A 20,665-nucleotide genomic window follows, 5' to 3' on the forward strand; every position below is an offset into this window, starting at 1 on the left:
TAGACTCCCCTCTAACATATCTGTCTCTCTTTTTAAGGTAATAACGTTCCTTCTATTTAAATTCGCATCGGAGAAACGATTTTCCTTGTTTTTATTACAAAAAAAGAGAAAATTCGGGAAATACATATCTATTGCTCTATCAAAATGACAATAGGCTCATGTTTGATCAGATAAAAGGAAGTAAAATGAAAATGATTTACAATATTTTACTTTAGGAGAGTGGTTAATCTGAAAAAAATGTTAGCACTCACAGTGGCTTCCTCTTTGCTCTTTTCCTTTGATTCCGCCGGCGTTACAGCAACTCAAGCACAATCCGCAGAAACAAACACCCTTATCCCGGGAGCACATTCAGTAAGGCAAACGTACTTTGATGGAGAAGATAACAACTGGCTCACAACTAAGAACCCTTCACAATATCAGCAAGCTACTTTATTCGGCAATCTCGGTCTAGCCCCTTATAACTGGGGAAACCCTTCAGCTAGTACAGGCTGGCACAAAATGTATGACCCAGCCCCTCTTAAAGGAACTCAAGTAACGGGATCATTCGATGATGCCCAGTTTGTTATTCGTGTTCCTGATAAATGGAATGGCAAACTGGTTGTTTCCGGAATCCCGGCAACAAGGAATGAAACTTCTACGGATCTCCTTTTCAGTGATTTTGTGTTAGAAAAAGGCTTCGCATTTGCTGCGATCGATAAAGGAACTCAAGGTGAAGCTGATCCAACTGATCCTCTTGCAAAAGTTAAGAATGCACTCGTTCAAGAAGACGATAGTGTTGCGGAATGGAATATGAGATTTCGCCAGATCACAAAAGCAGCTCAAAACTATTTAGTACAAAATTACGAAGATAAACTTATTAATCCTGAGGAAAAGTCTAACCCAGCAAGTGATTTAGTAACTGGCCAGCATAAAGTTCCAACCTATGCGATGGGAATATCAAATGGTGGATATGTTGTTCGTTTTGCTTTGGAACACGATGCTCCTGAAAAAACGGGAGAACCCCGTCTTTTTGATGGAGGTGTAGATTGGGAGGGTGTTCTATGGACTGAAAAATCACCGAACTTAATTAGTTCATTAACAACAGTCGTAAACAACGCGGACTCTGCCATTTATGGAGAAGGCAAAGATCATGAGAAAGCAATGAAGGAAATGTACAAAGCGGGTCTTCCAAAAGGATCTGAAAAACTTTGGGCGTATCATGATCAAGTGTATTGGTTTGTATCCCTCAACATTTATCGCGATCACTTTGATCCTCAAGCACCTGGCAGGATAGATTGGAGAAATTACTTAAACTTTATTAACGGAGTTCGTGATCGTGCCTATGATGATATTTTCAATGATTATCGTTATGTAACACGTCCAAAAGAAGTGAAAGAAAACATTAAAGAGATTGCAAATACAGGTGATATCGACGTACCTTTAATCTCGATTACTGGTTCACTTGATTCTCTTATTTTTCCTGAAATTCATGCTGATGGTTATCATAAGCTCGTAAAAAAAGCAGGAAAAGAGAAACTGCATCGGCTTTATACCATTGAAAACGGGAATCATGTTGATAGTCTTGTGTGGAATAACTCAACTGATTCTGATAAAAAACTGCAGCCATTACTGCCATATGCACACCAGTCCTTTGAACTCCTTGTAGATTGGGTTGAGAACAAGAACCCGGCTCCAGGAAATAAAACTGTAGGATCACCCATAAACCCTATAAAAGTAATTGATTTAAAAACCGGTGAAGAAAGAGATCCTCGTTAAATGATTAGAAAAGGTCCAATAGCAGAGCTAATCTGCTTAGGACCTTTTTTATACTAATCTATATTTTTAGTACACATTTCATTTTGTCGATAACTACTCGTAATTTGTAGATATTTCTCGGGAAATGTTGAAAAGGAATAATGACAATCTCTATAATTCCAAGTTTATGTATCGGGTGCCGCTACATCTTTTCCATAAATTCTTTTCATTCCTTGCAGCTTCTAGGAGTTTATCCGTATCACGTAACGATATAAATCACTTGATATTAGAACAAATAGAATTACTTATATCGCCCCGCGATATGAGACAAAGAAACCGTTCCTACTGCGGAAACTCAATTAGGAAAATAACCTATTTTCGGAATAAGGAGAAAAAGCCTCCCTTTTTCTCTTTCGATCTTTGCATCGCTTCTTCTAAACGTTTATTAAAATCATTTTGTAAACGCCATTCTGTTTTTTGCTCATCACGCAAATTTTGTATTTCTTTTTGTAGAAGTTCACTTTTTTGTTTTTCTTGCTCCAACAATGTTTCGTATTGATTCTTTTGCTGTTCCGTTAATTTTTCAATTCTACTATTCGTTTTCTGAGCTGCATTTCCAATACTGGAACTTATAACATGATGATCTTGCTGAAGTCGGGAAATCGTTACTTTAAGCTGTGACATATCGCTCGTCAGTTGGGCATTCATTTCCCGTGTGGCTGCCAGTTCATTAACTAAAACCCTTAAGACCTCTTTTAATTGGTTGGGATCTTGAGGTAAATTTCCATATGTATCGGGTATCGCTATATCTGTTTCATTTGATACTTCTAATCTTTCTTTTTGTAATTCCACAAGATCTTTTGCTGTATCATCTAATGGCTTGGACGTATCGCGCAGCGCTATAAGTGATTCGATGTCAGATTGAACAAAAATACGGCGATCGCCATCCTTTAAAAACTCATAGCCATTCCGTTCTAAAATTTGACCATACTTTCGTACAGTAGGAGTTGCAATCCCTACTTCTTCTGCTACTTCTTTGGAGGAGAAAGCTCGTTCATTCGGTTGTATATCGCGTCGCATATCGCACCTCCTTTTCTTTTAAATATGAGGGTTTTTTTATGTATTTGCAAGTCATATCGCCTAGCGATATGAAGCTATAGAAGCCTATTTGCCGATTTCTATAAGATTTCGAAGCTATTAGTAGCGATACGTCTATTTCACATAAATTTATACCAAGAAATCTCCATCTCATTTTTTATCAAGAAATTCTATGCCCTATTAATTAAGTTTTGGACTCATTAAAAAAACCGCCAAATAAAAATTTGGCGGTTTTAAACACGTTTGAACGTTTTGAATAGTAAATACTATGCAGATTTCGCTTCTTCCATCTGTCTGCTAGGCGAGTTCCATATTTCTGCCCATTTTTTCACAGCCGCCACCAAAATAATGACACCGAGAACCAGCATGATCACTGAAAGTACCGCATTCAGTATGTTGTACCCCGGATTTGCCGGGTTTAAGTAAACATTTTTGACCATCCAGTATCCTGCATAATTGACCGTTACAAATAGATAGGCTAGCGGAATGAGGCAAGTGAGCATATATCTTCTTTTATCGGCCATTTTTAATATAACTGTGGCCCCAATAATTAATCCGATCGATGCCATCAGCTGGTTGGATACCCCGAATAGCGCCCATACCGAACCAATATCCCCTGAATAAAGAAGATATCCCCACATAAAGCAAGCAAGAAAACTTGCGATAATAGACCCTGGAATCCAATCTGTTTTCTTCATCGGCTTATAGAAATCACCAAAGAAATCCTGAATCAGATATCGGGCAACACGTGTTCCTGCATCAATCGCAGTTAAAATAAACACGGCTTCGAACATAATGACAAACTGAAAGAAATAGGCTGCTAGTTTAGCGAACCATGGAATTCCGGTAAAGATGTACGTCATCCCAACGGCAAGGGTTACCGCTCCGCCTGTTCTACCTTCTAAATCCAAACCGATTTCACGGCTGAGTTCAGGCAAATTAACGACATCCATGCCTAATGTTTTAAAGACCTCAGGAGTTGAGTTAATGGCAAAATAGTCTGCCGGCTGAAGAGCAGTAGCTGCGATTAATGCCATGATGGCAACTAGACATTCAACGAGCATTCCTCCAAAACCAACTACCTTTATATCTGTCCATTTATCAAGCATTTTAGGTGTCGTACCTGATCCAACAAAAGCGTGGAATCCTGATATCGCACCACAGGCAATCGTGATTGAGATAAATGGCCAAACTGGACCAGCTAAAATCGGACCGCCGCCATCAACAAATTTTGTGAAAGCAGGGAATTCAATCGATGGATTAATGATAAAGACACCGATTATTAAGGCAATAAATACACCGATTTTCATAAAACTGCTTAAGTAATCCCTCGGTGCGAGCAATAGCCAGACAGGCAGCGCTGCTGCAAAGAAAGCATATATAGGCAAAATGATGGCCAACGTTTTTGAATCAAGAGTCAGCAAATCTCCAAGAGCAGTCCCTTGAATCTGCGGTCCCATGAAGACACCGACCATGAGTAAAATAAACCCAACCGTTGAAGTTAATTTTAAATTGCCGGTTTTTTTGTAAAAGATACCTACTCCCATAGCGATTGGAATGGTGATTCCGACAGCAAATGTACCCCATGGGTTATTTTCAAGAGCATGAAGAACAACCATTGAAAGTCCCGCCATCGTAATCGTAATAATAAAAAGCATCGCAAGGCCTGTACAAAAACCAGCTACAGGACCTAACTCGTCTTTTGCTACCTCTGAAAGAGATTTTCCTTTTTTGCGCATGGATGTGAACAATACAACCGCATCATGGACAGCCCCACCGATTACTGCACCGATCAATAGCCAGAGCAGCCCCGGAAGATATCCAAATTGAGCTGCTAATATTGGCCCAACTAGCGGTCCAGCAGCTGCAATGGCGGCAAAATGATGTCCGAATGACACCCATTTATTTGTAGGAACATAATCCTTTCCGTCATTTAATTCGTGTGCCGGGGTTGGCTTTGAATTATTTAATTTCATGACTTTTGCAACCATAAATGTTCCATATAACCGATAAGCGATCATTAGTATGCAAATGGATCCAATAACAATTGTAACCGCATTCATTTTATTCTCCCCCTCTGCTTTTTTCGTTTCTGTACCTTTCATCTTACTAAATGAAAACGCTAACATAGAGTTTTCATTTTCAAATGCAGAAATAAGGGGATGAATGGCAAAGTCCTACTGTTCAAATACAGCGTTTAAAAGCCAAAATGCTTCTTAAGATCTTTTGTAAACGTACGGCTGACGGGGATTTTCTCCCCATCCTTCATGATCAGGTTATAGGTGGAGTGAAACCAAGGCTGAATCTCCACAATTTTATCCAAATTGACTAAATACCCGCGATGCACCCTAACGATAGATTTCTGTTGAAGCTTTTTCTCATAAGTAATCAAAGGTTCATTCACTTGATATCTTTGTTTATCTGTCACGATAACCGTTCTTCCTTCAATTGTCCCGATATATACAATTTCATGAACAGGAATCAAAACGATTCGTTCATCCATTGTCACCGCCAATTTATCATTCCGTTTATCAGAGGTTAGCTTGTTATCCATTAAAGTATTGTTTCTGTTTTCTTTGCTCTTGAGTACTTTTTCTAGTTTTTTTACCGTTTGAAGAACTCTGGATTCATCAAAAGGTTTCATAATGTAATCAATGGCTTGTAATTCAAATGCCTTAAGCGCGTATTCATCATAAGCTGTTGCAAAAACAATTTCTGGTCGTGGATCGAGATTCATTATTTTTTCTGCTAAATCCAAACCGCTTTCATTTGCCAGTTGAATATCCAAAAAAATTACATCAATTTGTAATCCTTGAATTTGGCTTAATGAGCTTTCTATAGAGTCACCTTCTCCTGCAATTTCCACTTGCTTGCTTCTTTTTAAAAGAAATGCCAGCTCATCTCTGGCTAACGGTTCATCATCAACGATAAATGCCTTAAACATATTCTTCACTCCACTTGTTTTGGGTTAAAGGCAGGATCATGGTAACCCTTGTACCTGAATCTTGTTCACTTTCGATCAAAAAGGAACCTTCCGTCCCGTATATCTCTTTCATCCGCTTTTGAATGTTCCATAAAGCTGTCCCGGTCCCTTCTTCGGATTGAACCGTTTTATTACCGATCGATTGCATCAGTTGTGCAGGGATTCCCTTACCATTATCCTCCGTTATCAAAACCATTTTATTGTGATCTGTATAAGCTGTAACCATTACTCTTCCTTTTTTCATATTCGAAAACGCATGGCGAATGGCATTTTCAACTAAAGGCTGAAGTGTAAACGGCGGTATTAGTACATGGTTCAATTCTGGATGAATATCAAAATCCACTTGGTACTTGTCTGGAAAACGAGCTTGCTCTAACGATAAATAAGCTTCAACGTGTTCCATTTCCTTTTCTAACGGAATCAGCAAATGCCTGGCACCTTGCAGGTTACTGCGAAAGAACACACTTAATTTGATCAGCAGCTTCCTCGCCTTTTGTGCGTCTGTCCGAACCAGACTTGAAATAGTATTGATAGAATTAAACAAAAAATGCGGGTGAACCTGTGCCTGCAATGCTTTAATTTCTGCATCCTTCAATAGTTTCCGCTGCTGTTCTGCCTCTGCTAGTTCCAGCTGTGTAGAGAAAAGCCTGCTCAAGCCTTCCGCAAGCTCGTGCTCTACCTGATCCAGTTTATTCTCATCTACGAAGTAAAGCTTCAATGTCCCAACCGTCTGGCGGTGAACTTGTAAAGGAACGACGATCGCCGCTTGCAACAAGCAATTTTCACGATAGCATTGTATTTCATCTGTTGACCTCGCAATTATAATTTTTCCGTGGTCGAGTACTTTTTTCGTTAACAGTGTTGCCATATGCTGCCCTGGTTTATGGTGGTCTGAGGCTGCGCCAACGTGGGCAAGTACCTGTTCTTTATTCGTTATCGATATCGCATCCGCTTTTGTTCCTTCTAATATAATTTTTGCAGCCTCACCGCATGAATGGAGATTTAAACCCTGGCGAAAAAAAGGAAGTGTTTGCTGAGCAATCTGAAGGGCATTGTGGGTTTGAAGCGCCCTTGTACGCTCTTCTTCCATTAAAATGCTCTGGATGATTAATATAAATATAAGTGTACCGAGTCCATTGATTAAAATCATGGGAACCGCAATAACTTCGACCAGATGAAAAGCCGCATCATAAGGTCTCGCGATGAGCAATATAACTCCCATTTGGATGCATTCCATTAAGATCCCTATTGCTACAGCTCCCCATGGTGACTTGTTCTTTGTGATTATTCCATAACGCTTCCCTAAAAGACCTGTAATAAGCCCAGCTAAAATAGTGGAGACCGCACATGCCTCAGCAGTAAATCCACCTAGGGTTAAACGATGTATACCTGCAATCAATCCTACACCTAAGCCGACAAAAGGTCCGCCTAACAAACCACCTATGGCAACTCCCATAATACGGGTGTTTGCAATCGCAGCGTCATAATCCACATCCGCCTGCCAAGTCTGTGACATAATGGTACCATTATGTATTTCTACACCGGTATAGTTGCTTATGATTCCGAAGACGCCAAATATGACGATCAGAACCATTTTCTCTTTTCTATCATGCTCTTGATGAACAATTTGACGGAATGATTTCATTCTAGAAAGTAAAAAAGCCACCATGACGAGAATGCCCGCCCGCTCAAACATTAAAGGCAAAAGCTCAAACAGTGTAACCCCCTCCTCCTAAAAAAACATCTTGTGTGCCTACCTTAAAAAAATCCTAATGCTATATTTAGTATTTGTCCATTTTGTCACACTTACCTCTTAAATCCAAAAAGGGTTTATTTTTAATGATGGATCTATTTATCAATGATACAAAATTCCTTTTTATAAACTTTGTAAGTTGGCAGCACTTGCATATATCAACAATCTACATGATTTAAGATTGAATTTCTTACTCATAGCTTACTGAACATTTTCTAACCTTTATGGGTATCTACACAGTCCTTTAGGTATTAACCTACATATTGTACATAGAAATCACCTGCTGTTTAGAGGTTTTAAGCATTGGAGGTATGTGTATGACAAATTTTTATTCTTTCCGTGGAACTATCACCATGATTAGTGATTTTTATACTGGTCAAGATGGTGAAGGAGAAGGCTGTAATAAATTAATATCTATTGAAAACGGATCGGGAGCAATAGTAAATTTTGTAGTATCACCTTCAACTTACTTTGTAGATCATGTAATGGTGGCAATAGGAGATCGCGTAACTGGATATTATGATGGGAATGCACCCGCTCTTCTTATTTACCCTCCACAATATCAAGCACTTGTCATGGTAAAAGATAGTCCATATCAGAATGTAAAAGTGGATTATTTTAATAATCAGTTGGAGAGTAGTGATGGACAATTAAAATTAAATATCTCTCCATATACTCGAATAGTATTAACAAATGGGCAAGCCTTTTCCAAAAGACCCGCGAACCGTGATCTAATTGTGATATATGGGGCTGTTACACAAAGTATCCCCGCCCAAACCACACCATATAGAATAATAGTTTTGTGTTAAATACACAAAAAACTCGTTCGTTTTGGCTGTATCGTCTAAGTGTTTGGCCATATCGCGTAACGATATAAGCGCTACGATGTCAGATTAAAATATCATATTCGCACTTAACATTACTTCTCAGGTCGAACCTCTTTTTTGCTCAATATGAAGGTTTTAACCTCTATTTGCAAGTTATATCGCCTAGCGATATAAAGAAAAAAATGCCAATTAGCCGCTTTTTTGGTTAAATGGCGCATTAATAAAACAAGCAATTAGATTTCTTTCGTGTTGGGAGATATAGCCTTTTCATTATTCACTATTTTCTAAAGCGTAAGAGACAGATATAATAGATGAGTGGGAAATCCCCTTCAATAATAGATAAAGAAAATAAGATAATACGATCAAAAGAAAGAGGTTATTTTGTGAATACAACTTACTCATCGATAGAAACAACTAAAACAAAGACATTAGTTATCAACGCACTTTTCATCGCCTTGACTCTTGTAGCTACAATGTTCATTAACTTAAAGCTTCCGATCATGGGTAACGGCGGTCTGATTCATCTCGGAAACGTTCCTTTATTTGTCGCAGCATTCGTTTTCGGCAGAAAAACAGGAGCTATTGCAGGTGCCTTCGGTATGGGCATGTTTGATCTTATCTCCGGCTGGACTGCGTGGGCGCCATTTACTTTTGTAATCGTAGGAACTATGGGCTTTGTTGCAGGTCTTATATCGGAAAAAGTACCCGGCAAAAGAGTAGTAGTAAACTCAATCGCCGTTGCAGCAGCACTTATTATAAAAATTGTAGGCTATTATTTTACTGAAATTATCCTTTACGGGAACTGGATTCAGCCATTCGGATCAATTCCCGGCAACATTTTGCAAGTTGTGATTGCTGGTATTATTGTAGTGCCGCTAGTAGCGCGCATTAAGAATAGAGCGATATAGTTTTTAGTCATTAACCCCTTAGAGCAAATCTTTTTAAAAGATACTTTAGGGGTTTTTTGTTGGACTTTTTTGAAGGTGGTTAGCAGCTTTTTTGGCATAATCTACATGTGCAAGTTGATTGGAGAGCAAGGTGCGAGACTCCTGCGGGATCAGCGTGACAGGTGAGACACTTAAAGGTGCGTAGCGCCAATGTGGCTCACCGCACGCCCCGCGGAAAGCGAGCATCCTGGAGCGGAGATCAACTACACCGGTTGAAAGAACAGCCGTATGTAAAACGTTTTATGTTAAACTCAAGGGTGGAAGCTATACAAATGAGCACTTAGGAGTGTATGTAAGCATGAACAAAAAAGATGTAGCACAGATTCGAAAACAATTTAAAAAAGATAATGATTTACTGAAGATCTCCAGTATTTTCAATGTTTATATCATGAAGGAATCAAGCGATATCTATCACCATCAAAGCCAGCCTTTTGAATTACTTGATGATGAGCAGCAAGAGTTATTTCTAAACAACTTTAAAAAATTGCTTGGCGGCAATCTAGATGAAAAGTTATTTGAATTAAAATTCAAAAGGGATGCGGAAAACAGCAGTCAACTTATTTTGCATCAAGGCATGCTCAGCAGTGATGTGGAAGACTGGAAAGAACGTATGCTGCAAATGGTTGGTAAGATGCTTTTGACCCGGCAATACGAGAAGGATATAGTCATTACTTTTATCCGCGGAGAATATTATAAGCCGACGAAACGACGAAATGATGAAGCTGAAGAAAGTGAACGAGACACCGTCTACTCTTTCCCCTTTATTCTGTGCAGTATAAACAATACAACAGAGCCCAAAAAGGAATTGCTTTTTGATTATGTGGAAAAAGAGTTCAAATACAACTTTGTGGTCGATCCCATTATTAACCTGAACGCACCGATCGGAGGATTCCTTTTCCCTTGTTTCACCGACAACGCAGCAGATGTGAACCACATTCTGTATTCAGCCGGAAAAGTACATGAGCCCGATTATGAATTCATCGAGCAAGTTCTAAATGGCGAAGATATCATGACAGCAAAAGATGATAAAATCGTGTTTGAAGAAATCATTAAAGACGTTACGGGAGATCAATTAAATACCTCCACGCTCTCCAATGTGTATGAAGAGATTCATAGGATGATTGAAGAAAATGAAGAGGAAGAACATCCTAGATTAGACTCCACGGACGTAGAGCGCGTATTAAGAGCGAGCGGTGTGGAAGACATCGATACCGAAAAAGTAGAAACCGCCTTCCAAAAAGTGATCGATGACAACAAATACGAGTTCAAAGCGAGCAGCGTCGTACCGAAATATAATTCAAAATCGATTAAAATCAATACGAAGGTAGCGAACATTTCGATCAGCCCGCAAGATTTAAGATACGTCAAACAAGTGCAGCTTAGCGGTAAACGTTACCTTATGATTGAAGTGGAAGAAGATACGGTGATTGAAGGCTTTACGATGATTCCAGAGGCTTTTGGTGGGAAAGTAGAGAAATAGATTATCAAGAGATAGAAAAAAGCTTCTCACAAGTTTGTTCAACTTATGAGAAGCTTCTTTTATAGTTTCCTAGCTAAGCAAAATGTTAGCATTCCACTCTCATTTATTCAAAACACTTATTTATTGCAAAAATCACCTTTTAAAATTGAAAATACTTAAATAGAATATAAAAACTATGCGGACAAATACTTTAATAAAATTAAAACCAGTACTTTTAATTATCTTCTTTTTTTATTGAGGGATGTGTATAACCTTCCAAATATTTTTTAGTAGTAAATACTCCGTCTGATGATAAACAATTCTCATAATTTGTAGTTCTTAAATTGTATTTCAACAAATCAGATGCTGCTTTACTATACGAATCATTCAATGTAATTGGCTTTATTTCTCCACCATATTGGTAATTATTAATAAAACTGTTGTCGAATGTATAATTACGTAAAATTCCCTCACTTGAAATTCTGGAACGTTCTAATTCTTCTACTTTATCTTCTAATTTCTTTCTATCTGCTTCTTGGACTTTATTTTCTTTAAGTACTTCTTCCAACTGTACTTTTAATTCTTCAATAAGTTGATCACTTTCCTTATTTTTTGAAATTAATTTTTCTATATTTACCTTGGTCTCTCTAATGGTATTTGCCATTTCATCTGCGCTACCTGCAATTCTATTTAAAACAAGTAACTGCTCTTTAAGAAGAATGTTATCAATATTATTGGGATATCTAAGAAGGTGGTCTATTTCGCTCCACCCTTCTTCAAAGATCGTTCTTATTTGGATTTCAGCTATATGTTCTTGACGTGTTATTTTAGTACTAATTAAGTAATGCCAAGAGCGATATCCGGCAGGATGTACTTGGAAATTGAAATCAGGGTTGGTTTCAAGAACTTCACCGCTTGAAAAATCACCTTCACGATAATATATAGTACATGGTTCGAGTAATTCCCATAGGCCTCTTAGATATTGATCTATATTTACAGCTTGATCCTTATAAAGATGAAGAACTCTAATTCCTATTAAATCTGTTATTTCAGATTTATAATTATCTTTATTAATAATGTATTCAGGTAAATCCGACTTTTTTCTAATAGTCTTTCTAATTATTTTATCAAGAAGGTGTTCTGGATTTTTAATCCTTGTTCTTACACTATGAACATCAGGATGTTTTCTTAATACATTAGCAATTGTATCAGCGGAAGGGGCTAAAGTTTCTTTAAAAAGGATGTAATCATTGTAAATATCTATTAAACAACCCCAATCTAAAGATGCTTCTTCAAATCTACTGTGTTCAACATTATATTTTTCGAAAAATTGTTCTTTGGTTAACATAAATTAACCCTCCAAAATCCTAATTAATGTTTCTTTATTATTTATTTTCATAAAACGTTTAGTAACTGTTCAACCAATTTATATCCTGTAACGATGGGTATATATTTTATTGTTAATTAAAACTTAAACTAACAGTTATATTTAATAAAATCGTATCTCACTTACCTTCCAAAACCAAAAAAGACGCTGACACCAAGCCAGCATCCCTCTTTTTAAAGTTTGTTGTAAGCCTCATTAATTAAATATGCAATTGTTTCTTCATCTTTCATTTTACCCATAGACTGCGTTAATTTAATAAGTTGTTTATGGGAAGCATTTGATAAATACAAAGATAAGAGTTTACCGTTGTTAACTTCAATGTAATCATTATGCTTTTTTTTTAATTCATTATGATGTTTAGATTTCTGATTTATTTCTCGGGCAAGCTGCATTGCTTCATTAACTGTTTTTATTTGCTTACGAGCCCAATGACCTGCTAATTTTTCAATATAGCCTGAATTAAACCGCATATCGTTTACATTCAATACGTAATCAATTAAGACATTAGTAACTGGTGGTGTCAATTTGTAATCAATTATTAACATTTCAACAATTTTTAAATCTTGTAAACTTGGGTTAGAATTACTATACATATATAGGAGGATTCTAGGAGATTCAGATTCAAAAAAATGGATTAAACGTTCTTTCTCTGACTTTTTGTTAACATCATTCTTTTCTTGATTTTCAGATTTTTCTTCAGACCATTTAATTGAGTACGGTGCAATATTAGTTTTGTAATAATTTCTTGCTGATTTTCTTAAAGATTCTATTGTAATTTCACCTGATTCATAAATTGCGTTCAATAATAAGCTTTTTATATCAATGATTTCAATGCCGTATATAAAAGATAATTTTATAATTACATCTTTTAATTCACTTGTAAAATTCTTTTCATTAACTAACATAGTAATAGCTACTTCTTTAATTATTTTTTCTAATTCTAACTTTTCATCGGTTTTAAATTCCATAATTCCTCCATATATTACATCTCTTGTTAGTTTTTTATATTTTAATATTTTTTATTTTACCACTTTTCGTATCCCCATTAATTAATAATAGTTGCTAAATAAAAAAATTCTCAAACATTTCAAAGCAAATTTTAAGTTCTAATAAATTAAAAAAGCATTGATTAATTACCAATACTTTTCTCTAACTAATTTATTTGCTGCATTATGTACACTTTTATAAAAAGGATTAAACCTTTTCCTTTCAACCGGAACATACAATATAGAAACTTTATTTAAGTAAATTGAACTTCTCTGAAAAAATATGTTTAATTCTTCACGTAATCAGTTTTTTAAAAATTTTCATTATCAAGTACCCTTAAATGTCCCTTACATCTGAGTAAATTTACATCTAAAGCTTTTTTTCCTACTAACCATTTATACCATCTAATTTTATAAAGTATTATAAAGATCATGCGTTCTAATAATCGGGTTTTAAATGAGTTAGCGCAAAAAATACTCTTGATAATGATTAATATTGAACCTAAAATAACGCTTGCTATATTATCTAAAATGTCGAAAGTTTTCTTTGCTAGATCTGAGTATATTTTTGTAATTTCTTATCGTAGTACTTGACTAATTTTTCTTCTAATAAATCTAGGGGTTTTTTAAGAGTTATTCCAAACAATCCAAGTAAAATAGGAATTACAGTAACAAAGAAAATACTAATAACTTGCCAAGTGAAAGGAAGATTACTTGTCATATAAGTAATTTTCAAGATTATTAAGGAGAATAAAACGGTCCCGGCTGTAACTATTGACCATTTTGCTTTAATGGCGTTATTTTTAGCAATTGCTTCTACCACTTGGTTTGGTTTATTATTTAAAGTCTCTATAGTAATTTCTTTTTGAGATAATATTCCTTTTGTTTCCTCTAACTCTGTAGCTACTTCATTAAGAGTATCTTGTAGCTCTTCTCGTATTTTTAATTGTTGAAGTCTTTCTCTTTCTATAGCAAACTCTTTTTCTTTTTGTTCATGTCTCTCAATCTTTTCTATGATTGATGTAACTGTTCCAATTGTTACTACATCCTCGTCTCCCATGGTTTGATCCATAACTAACGCCTTTATTCCTTGAGAATATTTTAATCTAAATACTTTTTCTTCTGTTAATTTACCAGAATCTTTTAATGTCTCAAGAATTGAAATGAATTTTTCCCACAATTTATCACTTGGTAAACATGCTGCATAACAATCAGCCAATAAAATGCTGCTTGGTAGTTCCGGTGCTGCTTGAGGATTTTTTAACCATACTAAATTCATTAATAACGAATCATGAATTACAGGTGTTATAATTTTCGGTTCGTCCTCTTCAGAAAAATATTCTCGGGAATGTTTCGCTAAATTATAATTTGTTGTTACAAAAAGAGCCTTGCAATTTTCAAGATGAATAGTTCTATTTCCTTTTCGAATTCGGAATATAGCACTAATTGAAGCCACGTCTTTTTCTAATGCTCGTTTATGTTTATAACCAATTCGAGAATCCAGATATTCTGTTAATTCTGTTTCTCCAACTACATGTTTGTATTCTTCATACGGAATATGTTCAATGATATCAACATTCAGTTGACCTTTAATTGAAATTTCCAAATTAAAGATAATTTCATCAATATCGTTTTCATCGTACTTATTATTAATAAAGGTTGTTATAGTACCATGTTTATCTCCATCGGGCTTAGATAGGTTGTTTTTACAATATTCTAATATACCACGTGCTTCATCAACATTATGAGAAAAGCAACGAAGGATTGCATTCGAATCTTTTAATAAATGGAGAAGTTCTAAACAAGGTTTTTGAAGTTCTAACCCCGAATATCCAAGTGCATACAATAAAAAAGAAGTATCCAAGAAAATTTCAGTTTTATCAAATTGCATCTTTAAATGTTCTAAGTCCTGGCCATCAACTATATATATCGCATTAATCAACATATGCCCTTTTATAATTTCAATTAAATGATTATATAAAGGGGGATTTTTTTGATGAATTCTCTGTATGAAATTTGAAGTAATTACAGCATATTTGGTATCACTAATAGCTAATGAGAGCTCAGAAGATGTATTATTAAGGGAATCCTTTAGAAAATTTAGTTGGTTATGATTAATAAAATCAAAGAGAGACTTTTCAGCGATAGAGTAATCATAATTTTCATTATATGTATCTCTTGCAAACTTTATCAAAGCATCAATTAGGATTGAATGTTGAGTGAGAATTTGTTGTTTACGTTGAATAAAAATTGAACTATCGATCTTATTTTTATTTACTTTAAAAGTCCGATTTTCCGCAAAAAGTATTCCTTGTCTATTTAGTCTTCTTAAAAGAGTATCTATTACTTTGATTGGTAATAAAATTTTAAATTCTTGTTCCAATAAATTTTGAACCTGATTAGCTACTACAATTTTATCGTCTATTTTATCTAGTATTTCTGCTACAAAAGGCGTAAAGTAATCATAATAGTCTCTGTTTTGGCTAGAATCTATTCTTAAAAAAGCATAACTTACTAAATGGCTATCTATTGCATTTGGATTAATCATAAATAATAATACCTTTCTCATATCATAATATTTCACTTATTTTACCATATTTTACATTTTTAAAATATAGTTAATATGTTATAAATGGCCAATAATATCAAATTCATAAACTTATGCAAAAGTTATTTATCTTTTTTAAGAAGTTATTTGTAGGATAAAAAAAGCATTACAGTAAATTAAAAATACTGTGATGCTTTTTTATTAATTTCATAAGAATTACATTTATCTATTTTTCTTATTTTTCTTGTTCTTGTTTTTCTTGTTCTTGTTTTTCTTTAATTTCTCCGTATTTAATTAAAGATACTGCCTTCTTAAATCCAGATCCTGACGTCAATCCAGATAATTTGCCTCCCTTAATCCAATCTTCTTCTATTAAAGGACTGTTATCAATAATCTCCTTAAACTTTTCAATTGGTTCCTGTTCATTTCTGTTTTCATGTAAAATTTGATTAATTGCATTTACTCCGGTAGTTTTTTGTAAATAATATGAATTATTATAACGAAAATTATATTGTTCTGATTCTAATATAAAATCAAAATCACCAAAACAATCTTCCCATTTTTTTGCCACAATATTCCAAGCATCATTTAAATAATGAGCTATCTCATCTGCTAACTCATTTAAATCAGATAGACTTAAATCAACCTTACCTTTATTATTTAAAAACTCTTTTACTAAAGGTGCTATTGCCTTTTTAAAAGCCGCAATCCCTATTATACCAATCTGTGAATTAATTTCTTTTTCAAATTTAATAGCATTATGCCATACACTGGCCCCTATTTCCTCATTGAGAATAAAAGCAGTTCTAATGGCTAAGTATTCTTCCATCTCAGTTTTAGAATCGATACCTTTTTGGCCTAGTAAAATATATTGTTGTTTAGCCAAAATTACTAAATCTGTTTTTAATTTTTTAGGTGTAGCATTAATATCATTAAACACATCAAGTTCAATAACTCTTTTCTCTTCAGGTATTATTAACACAATAACATTTAATTCATAACCCCAAATCTCTGGGTCATGCTCTGCTGCTCCAGCAAGACCGGCAATACGATGTTGTCCATCTACAATTCTAAATAGATGATCTTCAGATTTTTCGAAATTTGATATGGTTAAACTTACGAAATTAAGAGCTTGAACACTATTAATTTCAATTTCACTTATTATTTTATTAACTAAGTGAGCATCAATACTTAAGATAATAGATGTAGGAAATAATCCATTTCCAGAAAGGACTTTATTTTTAATTTTATTTGAATGTTTTTCATCCAAAGGTCGTTGGTATCCATAATCATCCTTATCATAAATTAATACCTTAGAATTTAAATAAATTGTTTTTAAGTCCATTACTAAACTTAAATACTCTTGTTCACCTTGATGATACCTTTGTGCTATAAATTTCATAAATTCAAAACCCCCTTCTTAATCGAAGATGTATCAAATTACTAATTTTTAGAAACTTGGAGTCAAGCCCCTTAGCCTCTTTTTTTAAATAGTCAAAGAATCCATCTAAAAGGTTAATATCTATATCTCCTTGTTCGATCTCAATTTCCTCTATAGTTTCACCATTTATTAAATTACGGGAAAATAAATAATTAATTAAATAAAACACATCTACTGGAAATACATCTTCCTCTGCTTCCTCTAATTCTTTATAAATATCTTTGGTAAATTTATAATATGCAATAATTTCTTTGTAATATGTAAAATCCCTAAAAACTTCATATTTTGTTGAATGACTTATTAACGTATAAAAGATATCATCAAATTTCAATTCACTATCTCTATCAATTTCATATTGATTATGTAAAATATCCAATAATCCCTTAATGTATTTTTTTACAAAACTAATATAATTATCTTTTGAATTGTCAATTTCCTCTATTGACCCATACCAGACCAATATAATTATTTCTAATATTTGTAATTTGAAATGTAATTTTCGATGCTTGATATAATTATTTATAAAAAGATCATCGCTATCTTCTAAATCAAACTCTCCTTCTTTTATTTTCTCTAGTATAGACATATCAAATTTATAATTTTCCTTGTCTGGCTTAATATTTTTAAATAACAAAAGTAAAATGTCAGCTATCTCGGTTAATGAGGAAGCCACATTAACTTCCAAAATTTCGTTTAATCTATCTGTAAATTCTTTTTGGATATCAACGGTAAATTTCCAGAGTTCTTCATTTTCATTAAACTTATTTTCAGACAATCTAATAGTTAATAATAATTCATCTGTCTTTTCTAGTAATTGCCCTATATCACTCATTATTGGCTCATTTGACTTTCTCACAAGTGAAAATCTATTATTTTTATAGAATTGCTGATGTTCCATATCTCCCCAAGCAGACATTAATTGACTTTTTATTTGAAATTCAAATTTAATTTTTTCACTTTCTCTATGATATATGCAATCAATCTTAATTATTTCCATGCCGTTTTTCATTTTTTCATTTTGCTTATCTAAAGTCTCAAAAGTTATATATCGAGTAGTAGATTTTTTAAATTTATTTTTATTTTCCTTTATTAACCTATAAATATTTTGAGTATCTTGTTGTAAATCTCCTAAAACTTTAATGCCAATCAAATCAGTGTATCTTTCTAACAAATGATTATTAATCTTTTCTTCATATTCCTGGCCACCTTCAAATCCAAATGTATATTTCAACCTAAGTAAGTCATCTTTTTTAACTAATTTTTCACCTAAACTCAAACCGCTTTTAACCCTATGAGTAACCTTATAGTATTTACCTAAGTAACCAGCATTATCATGAGTAAGAGAATACGTATTAGGGTTTTCTCCTAACTTATTTTTTAAGATCGTTTCAAAAATATCTGAGATTTCTACAGCATAAGATTCTAAAACTTTTTTTATTTTTGTATCATATATGTCAACAATTTTATGCTTTAAATCTTTATTTGAAAAAGTAGTCATACTAACCCCCTATAAGTATGTTAAATCTGTTCTGGTTCAAAAAATAAACCTTTTTTGCTCTAATTAATAATAAAAATCTACATTACCTTATTATATCATTTAACAATAATAGGAAGTCTAAATATATTCTGATTATATTAACCGAAAAGTATTAATTAGTGAAATTAATAAATAAAAGCAATAGAAAAACACCACTATAGTAATGACTATAGTGATGTTTTTTTGCCGGTCAATTTCGAGGACAAACTTTCAATTTAATATAAAATTCCTTTATATAATAAGGGTTTTTCACCCTTATTACATCATGCCGCCCATTCCACCCATGCCCATGCCGGACATGTCAGGCATTCCGCCGCCGCCATTTTCTTCTGGCTTATCAGCGATTACTGCTTCTGTTGTTAAGAACATTGCAGATACGGATGCTGCGTTTTGAAGTGCAGAACGTGTAACTTTCGTTGGGTCAACGATTCCTGATTCGAACATGTTTACCCACTCGCCAGTTGCTGCGTTGAATCCGATTCCGATTTGTTCGTTCTTCAAGCGCTCTACAACTACAGATCCTTCAAGACCAGCGTTGTGTGCGATTTGACGAACCGGCTCTTCTAGTGCACGAAGTACTAGTTTGATACCAGTAAGCTCGTCGCCTGTTGCTTCTACTTTTTGAATTGCAGAAAGTACATTAACTAGAGCTGTACCACCACCAGATACGATACCTTCTTCAACTGCTGCACGCGTTGAGTTCAATGCGTCTTCGATACGAAGTTTGCGCTCTTTCAACTCAGTTTCAGTAGCTGCACCAACTTTGATTACGGCTACACCGCCAGCTAATTTAGCTAGACGCTCTTGTAATTTTTCTTTATCAAACTCAGAAGTTGTTTCTTCTAATTGAGCTTTGATTTGGTTTACACGAGCTGCGATTTTAGCAGAATCTCCTGCACCTTCAACGATTGTTGTGTTTTCTTTTGTAACCACAATTTTAGAAGCTGTACCAAGCTGCGTGATGTTCGCAGATTTAAGGTCAAGACCTAGCTCTTCTGTGATCACTTCACCGCCAGTTAGTACTGCGATGTCTTCAAGCATTGCTTTACGGCGGTCACCGAATCCAGGAGCTTTAACAGCAACTGCATTGAATGTTCCGCGAAGCTTGTTAACTACTAATGTAGCAAGTGCTTCACCTTCTACGTCTTCAGCGATCAACAATAGTGATTTACCTTGTTGAACGACTTGCTCAAGAACTGGAAGGATTTCTTGGATGTTTGTAATCTTCTTATCTGTGATAAGGATGTATGGATTTTCAAGCTCTGCTTCCATCTTGTCAGAGTTTGTAACCATGTATGGTGAAGCATATCCGCGGTCGAACTGCATACCTTCAACCACTTCAAGCTCAGTTGTGAACCCTTTAGATTCTTCGATTGTGATAACGCCGTCGTTACCAACGCGCTCCATCGCTTCAGCAATCAATTGACCTACTTCTTCGTCAGCAGCAGAGATTGACGCAACTTGTGCGATAGACTCTTTGCCTTCGATTGGTTTAGAGATAGCTTTTAGTTCAGCAACTGCAGCTGCTGTTGCTTTTTCGATCCCTTTACGAAGTACCATTGGGTTAGCTCCGCTTGTTACGTTCTTAAGGCCTTCACGGATCATCGCTTGAGCAAGAACTGTTGCCGTTGTCGTTCCGTCCCCAGCTACATCGTTTGTTTTGCTCGCTACTTCAGCTACAAGCTTAGCACCCATGTTTTCGAATGCATCTTCAAGCTCGATTTCTTTTGCGATTGTTACACCGTCATTTGTGATTAGCGGCGAACCGAATTTCTTTTCAAGAACAACGTTGCGCCCTTTTGGTCCAAGCGTTACTTTTACAGCGTTTGCTAATGCATCAACACCGCGAAGCATTGAGCGGCGTGCGTCTTCACTAAATTTAATATCTTTAGCCATGAGTAAAACCCTCCCAATATTTTTTAAAGTTTTTTTATTTAGTATTTATGTAGCTTCAATAATGAAGCT

General features: G+C 34.8%; 14 protein-coding genes. 4 read left to right on the forward strand and 10 right to left on the reverse strand.

What is annotated here, in order from left to right; translation table 11 throughout:
* Positions 1-237: 237 nt before the first annotated feature.
* Positions 238-1,755 (forward strand): alpha/beta hydrolase, encoded by a 1,518-nt coding sequence (locus tag RGB74_RS18505; protein WP_310762927.1) that lies wholly within the window; start codon positions 238-240, stop codon positions 1,753-1,755.
* Between the two features lie 351 nt (positions 1,756-2,106).
* On the opposite strand, the gene RGB74_RS18510 is transcribed toward RGB74_RS18505, so the two are convergent.
* The 4 genes from RGB74_RS18510 to RGB74_RS18525 form a co-directional block, all read right to left on the reverse strand.
* A complete protein-coding gene (locus tag RGB74_RS18510; protein WP_310760733.1) occupies positions 2,107-2,814 on the reverse strand; it encodes a hypothetical protein in 708 nt (235 codons plus the stop codon).
* Between the two features lie 284 nt (positions 2,815-3,098).
* Complete coding sequence (gene cstA, locus RGB74_RS18515) at positions 3,099-4,895, reverse strand: carbon starvation protein CstA (protein WP_310760734.1); 1,797 nt, start codon at positions 4,893-4,895, stop codon at positions 3,099-3,101.
* A 134-nt stretch (positions 4,896-5,029) separates the two neighbouring features.
* Complete coding sequence (locus RGB74_RS18520; RefSeq protein ID WP_310760735.1) at positions 5,030-5,776, reverse strand: LytR/AlgR family response regulator transcription factor; 747 nt, start codon at positions 5,774-5,776, stop codon at positions 5,030-5,032.
* Positions 5,769-7,532 carry a LytS/YhcK type 5TM receptor domain-containing protein gene (locus RGB74_RS18525; protein WP_310762928.1) on the reverse strand — a complete coding sequence of 588 codons (1,764 nt, stop codon included), beginning with the start codon at positions 7,530-7,532 and terminating at the stop codon, positions 5,769-5,771. Before RGB74_RS18525 ends, RGB74_RS18520 begins: the two co-directional genes overlap by 8 nt.
* A 353-nt stretch (positions 7,533-7,885) precedes the next feature.
* On the opposite strand from RGB74_RS18525, the gene RGB74_RS18530 reads away from it, so the two are divergent.
* From RGB74_RS18530 to RGB74_RS18540, 3 genes are all read left to right on the forward strand, one after another.
* Positions 7,886-8,377 (forward strand): hypothetical protein, encoded by a 492-nt coding sequence (locus tag RGB74_RS18530; RefSeq protein WP_310760736.1) that lies wholly within the window; start codon positions 7,886-7,888, stop codon positions 8,375-8,377.
* A 401-nt stretch (positions 8,378-8,778) separates the two neighbouring features.
* On the forward strand, positions 8,779-9,303 hold the full coding sequence (locus RGB74_RS18535) for an ECF transporter S component (RefSeq protein WP_310760737.1): 525 nt from the start codon (positions 8,779-8,781) through the stop codon (positions 9,301-9,303).
* A 337-nt stretch (positions 9,304-9,640) separates the two neighbouring features.
* Positions 9,641-10,822: a DUF4317 domain-containing protein gene (locus RGB74_RS18540; protein WP_310760738.1), complete on the forward strand. Its 1,182-nt coding sequence runs from the start codon at positions 9,641-9,643 to the stop codon at positions 10,820-10,822.
* 214 nt (positions 10,823-11,036) lie between these two features.
* On the opposite strand, the gene RGB74_RS18545 is transcribed toward RGB74_RS18540, so the two are convergent.
* From RGB74_RS18545 to groL, 6 genes are all read right to left on the reverse strand, one after another.
* Positions 11,037-12,149: a RelA/SpoT domain-containing protein gene (locus tag RGB74_RS18545; protein ID WP_310760739.1), complete on the reverse strand. Its 1,113-nt coding sequence runs from the start codon at positions 12,147-12,149 to the stop codon at positions 11,037-11,039.
* A gap of 212 nt (positions 12,150-12,361) precedes the next feature.
* Complete coding sequence (locus tag RGB74_RS18550; RefSeq protein ID WP_310760740.1) at positions 12,362-13,156, reverse strand: DnaD domain protein; 795 nt, start codon at positions 13,154-13,156, stop codon at positions 12,362-12,364.
* Between the two features lie 568 nt (positions 13,157-13,724).
* A complete protein-coding gene (locus RGB74_RS18555; protein ID WP_310760741.1) occupies positions 13,725-15,722 on the reverse strand; it encodes a hypothetical protein in 1,998 nt (665 codons plus the stop codon).
* A gap of 235 nt (positions 15,723-15,957) precedes the next feature.
* Entirely contained in the window at positions 15,958-17,124 is a 1,167-nt protein-coding gene (locus RGB74_RS18560; RefSeq protein WP_310760742.1) for a DGQHR domain-containing protein, read from the reverse strand.
* Positions 17,125-17,128: 4 nt separating this feature from the next.
* A complete protein-coding gene (locus tag RGB74_RS18565) occupies positions 17,129-18,661 on the reverse strand; it encodes a hypothetical protein (RefSeq protein WP_310760743.1) in 1,533 nt (510 codons plus the stop codon).
* Between the two features lie 297 nt (positions 18,662-18,958).
* Entirely contained in the window at positions 18,959-20,596 is a 1,638-nt protein-coding gene (groL, locus tag RGB74_RS18570; protein ID WP_310760744.1) for a chaperonin GroEL, read from the reverse strand.
* Between the last annotated feature and the right edge of the window lie 69 nt (positions 20,597-20,665).

Origin of the sequence: Bacillus sp. NEB1478, assembly GCF_031582965.1 — a bacterium.
Lineage (GTDB): Bacteria > Bacillota > Bacilli > Bacillales > Fictibacillaceae > Fictibacillus.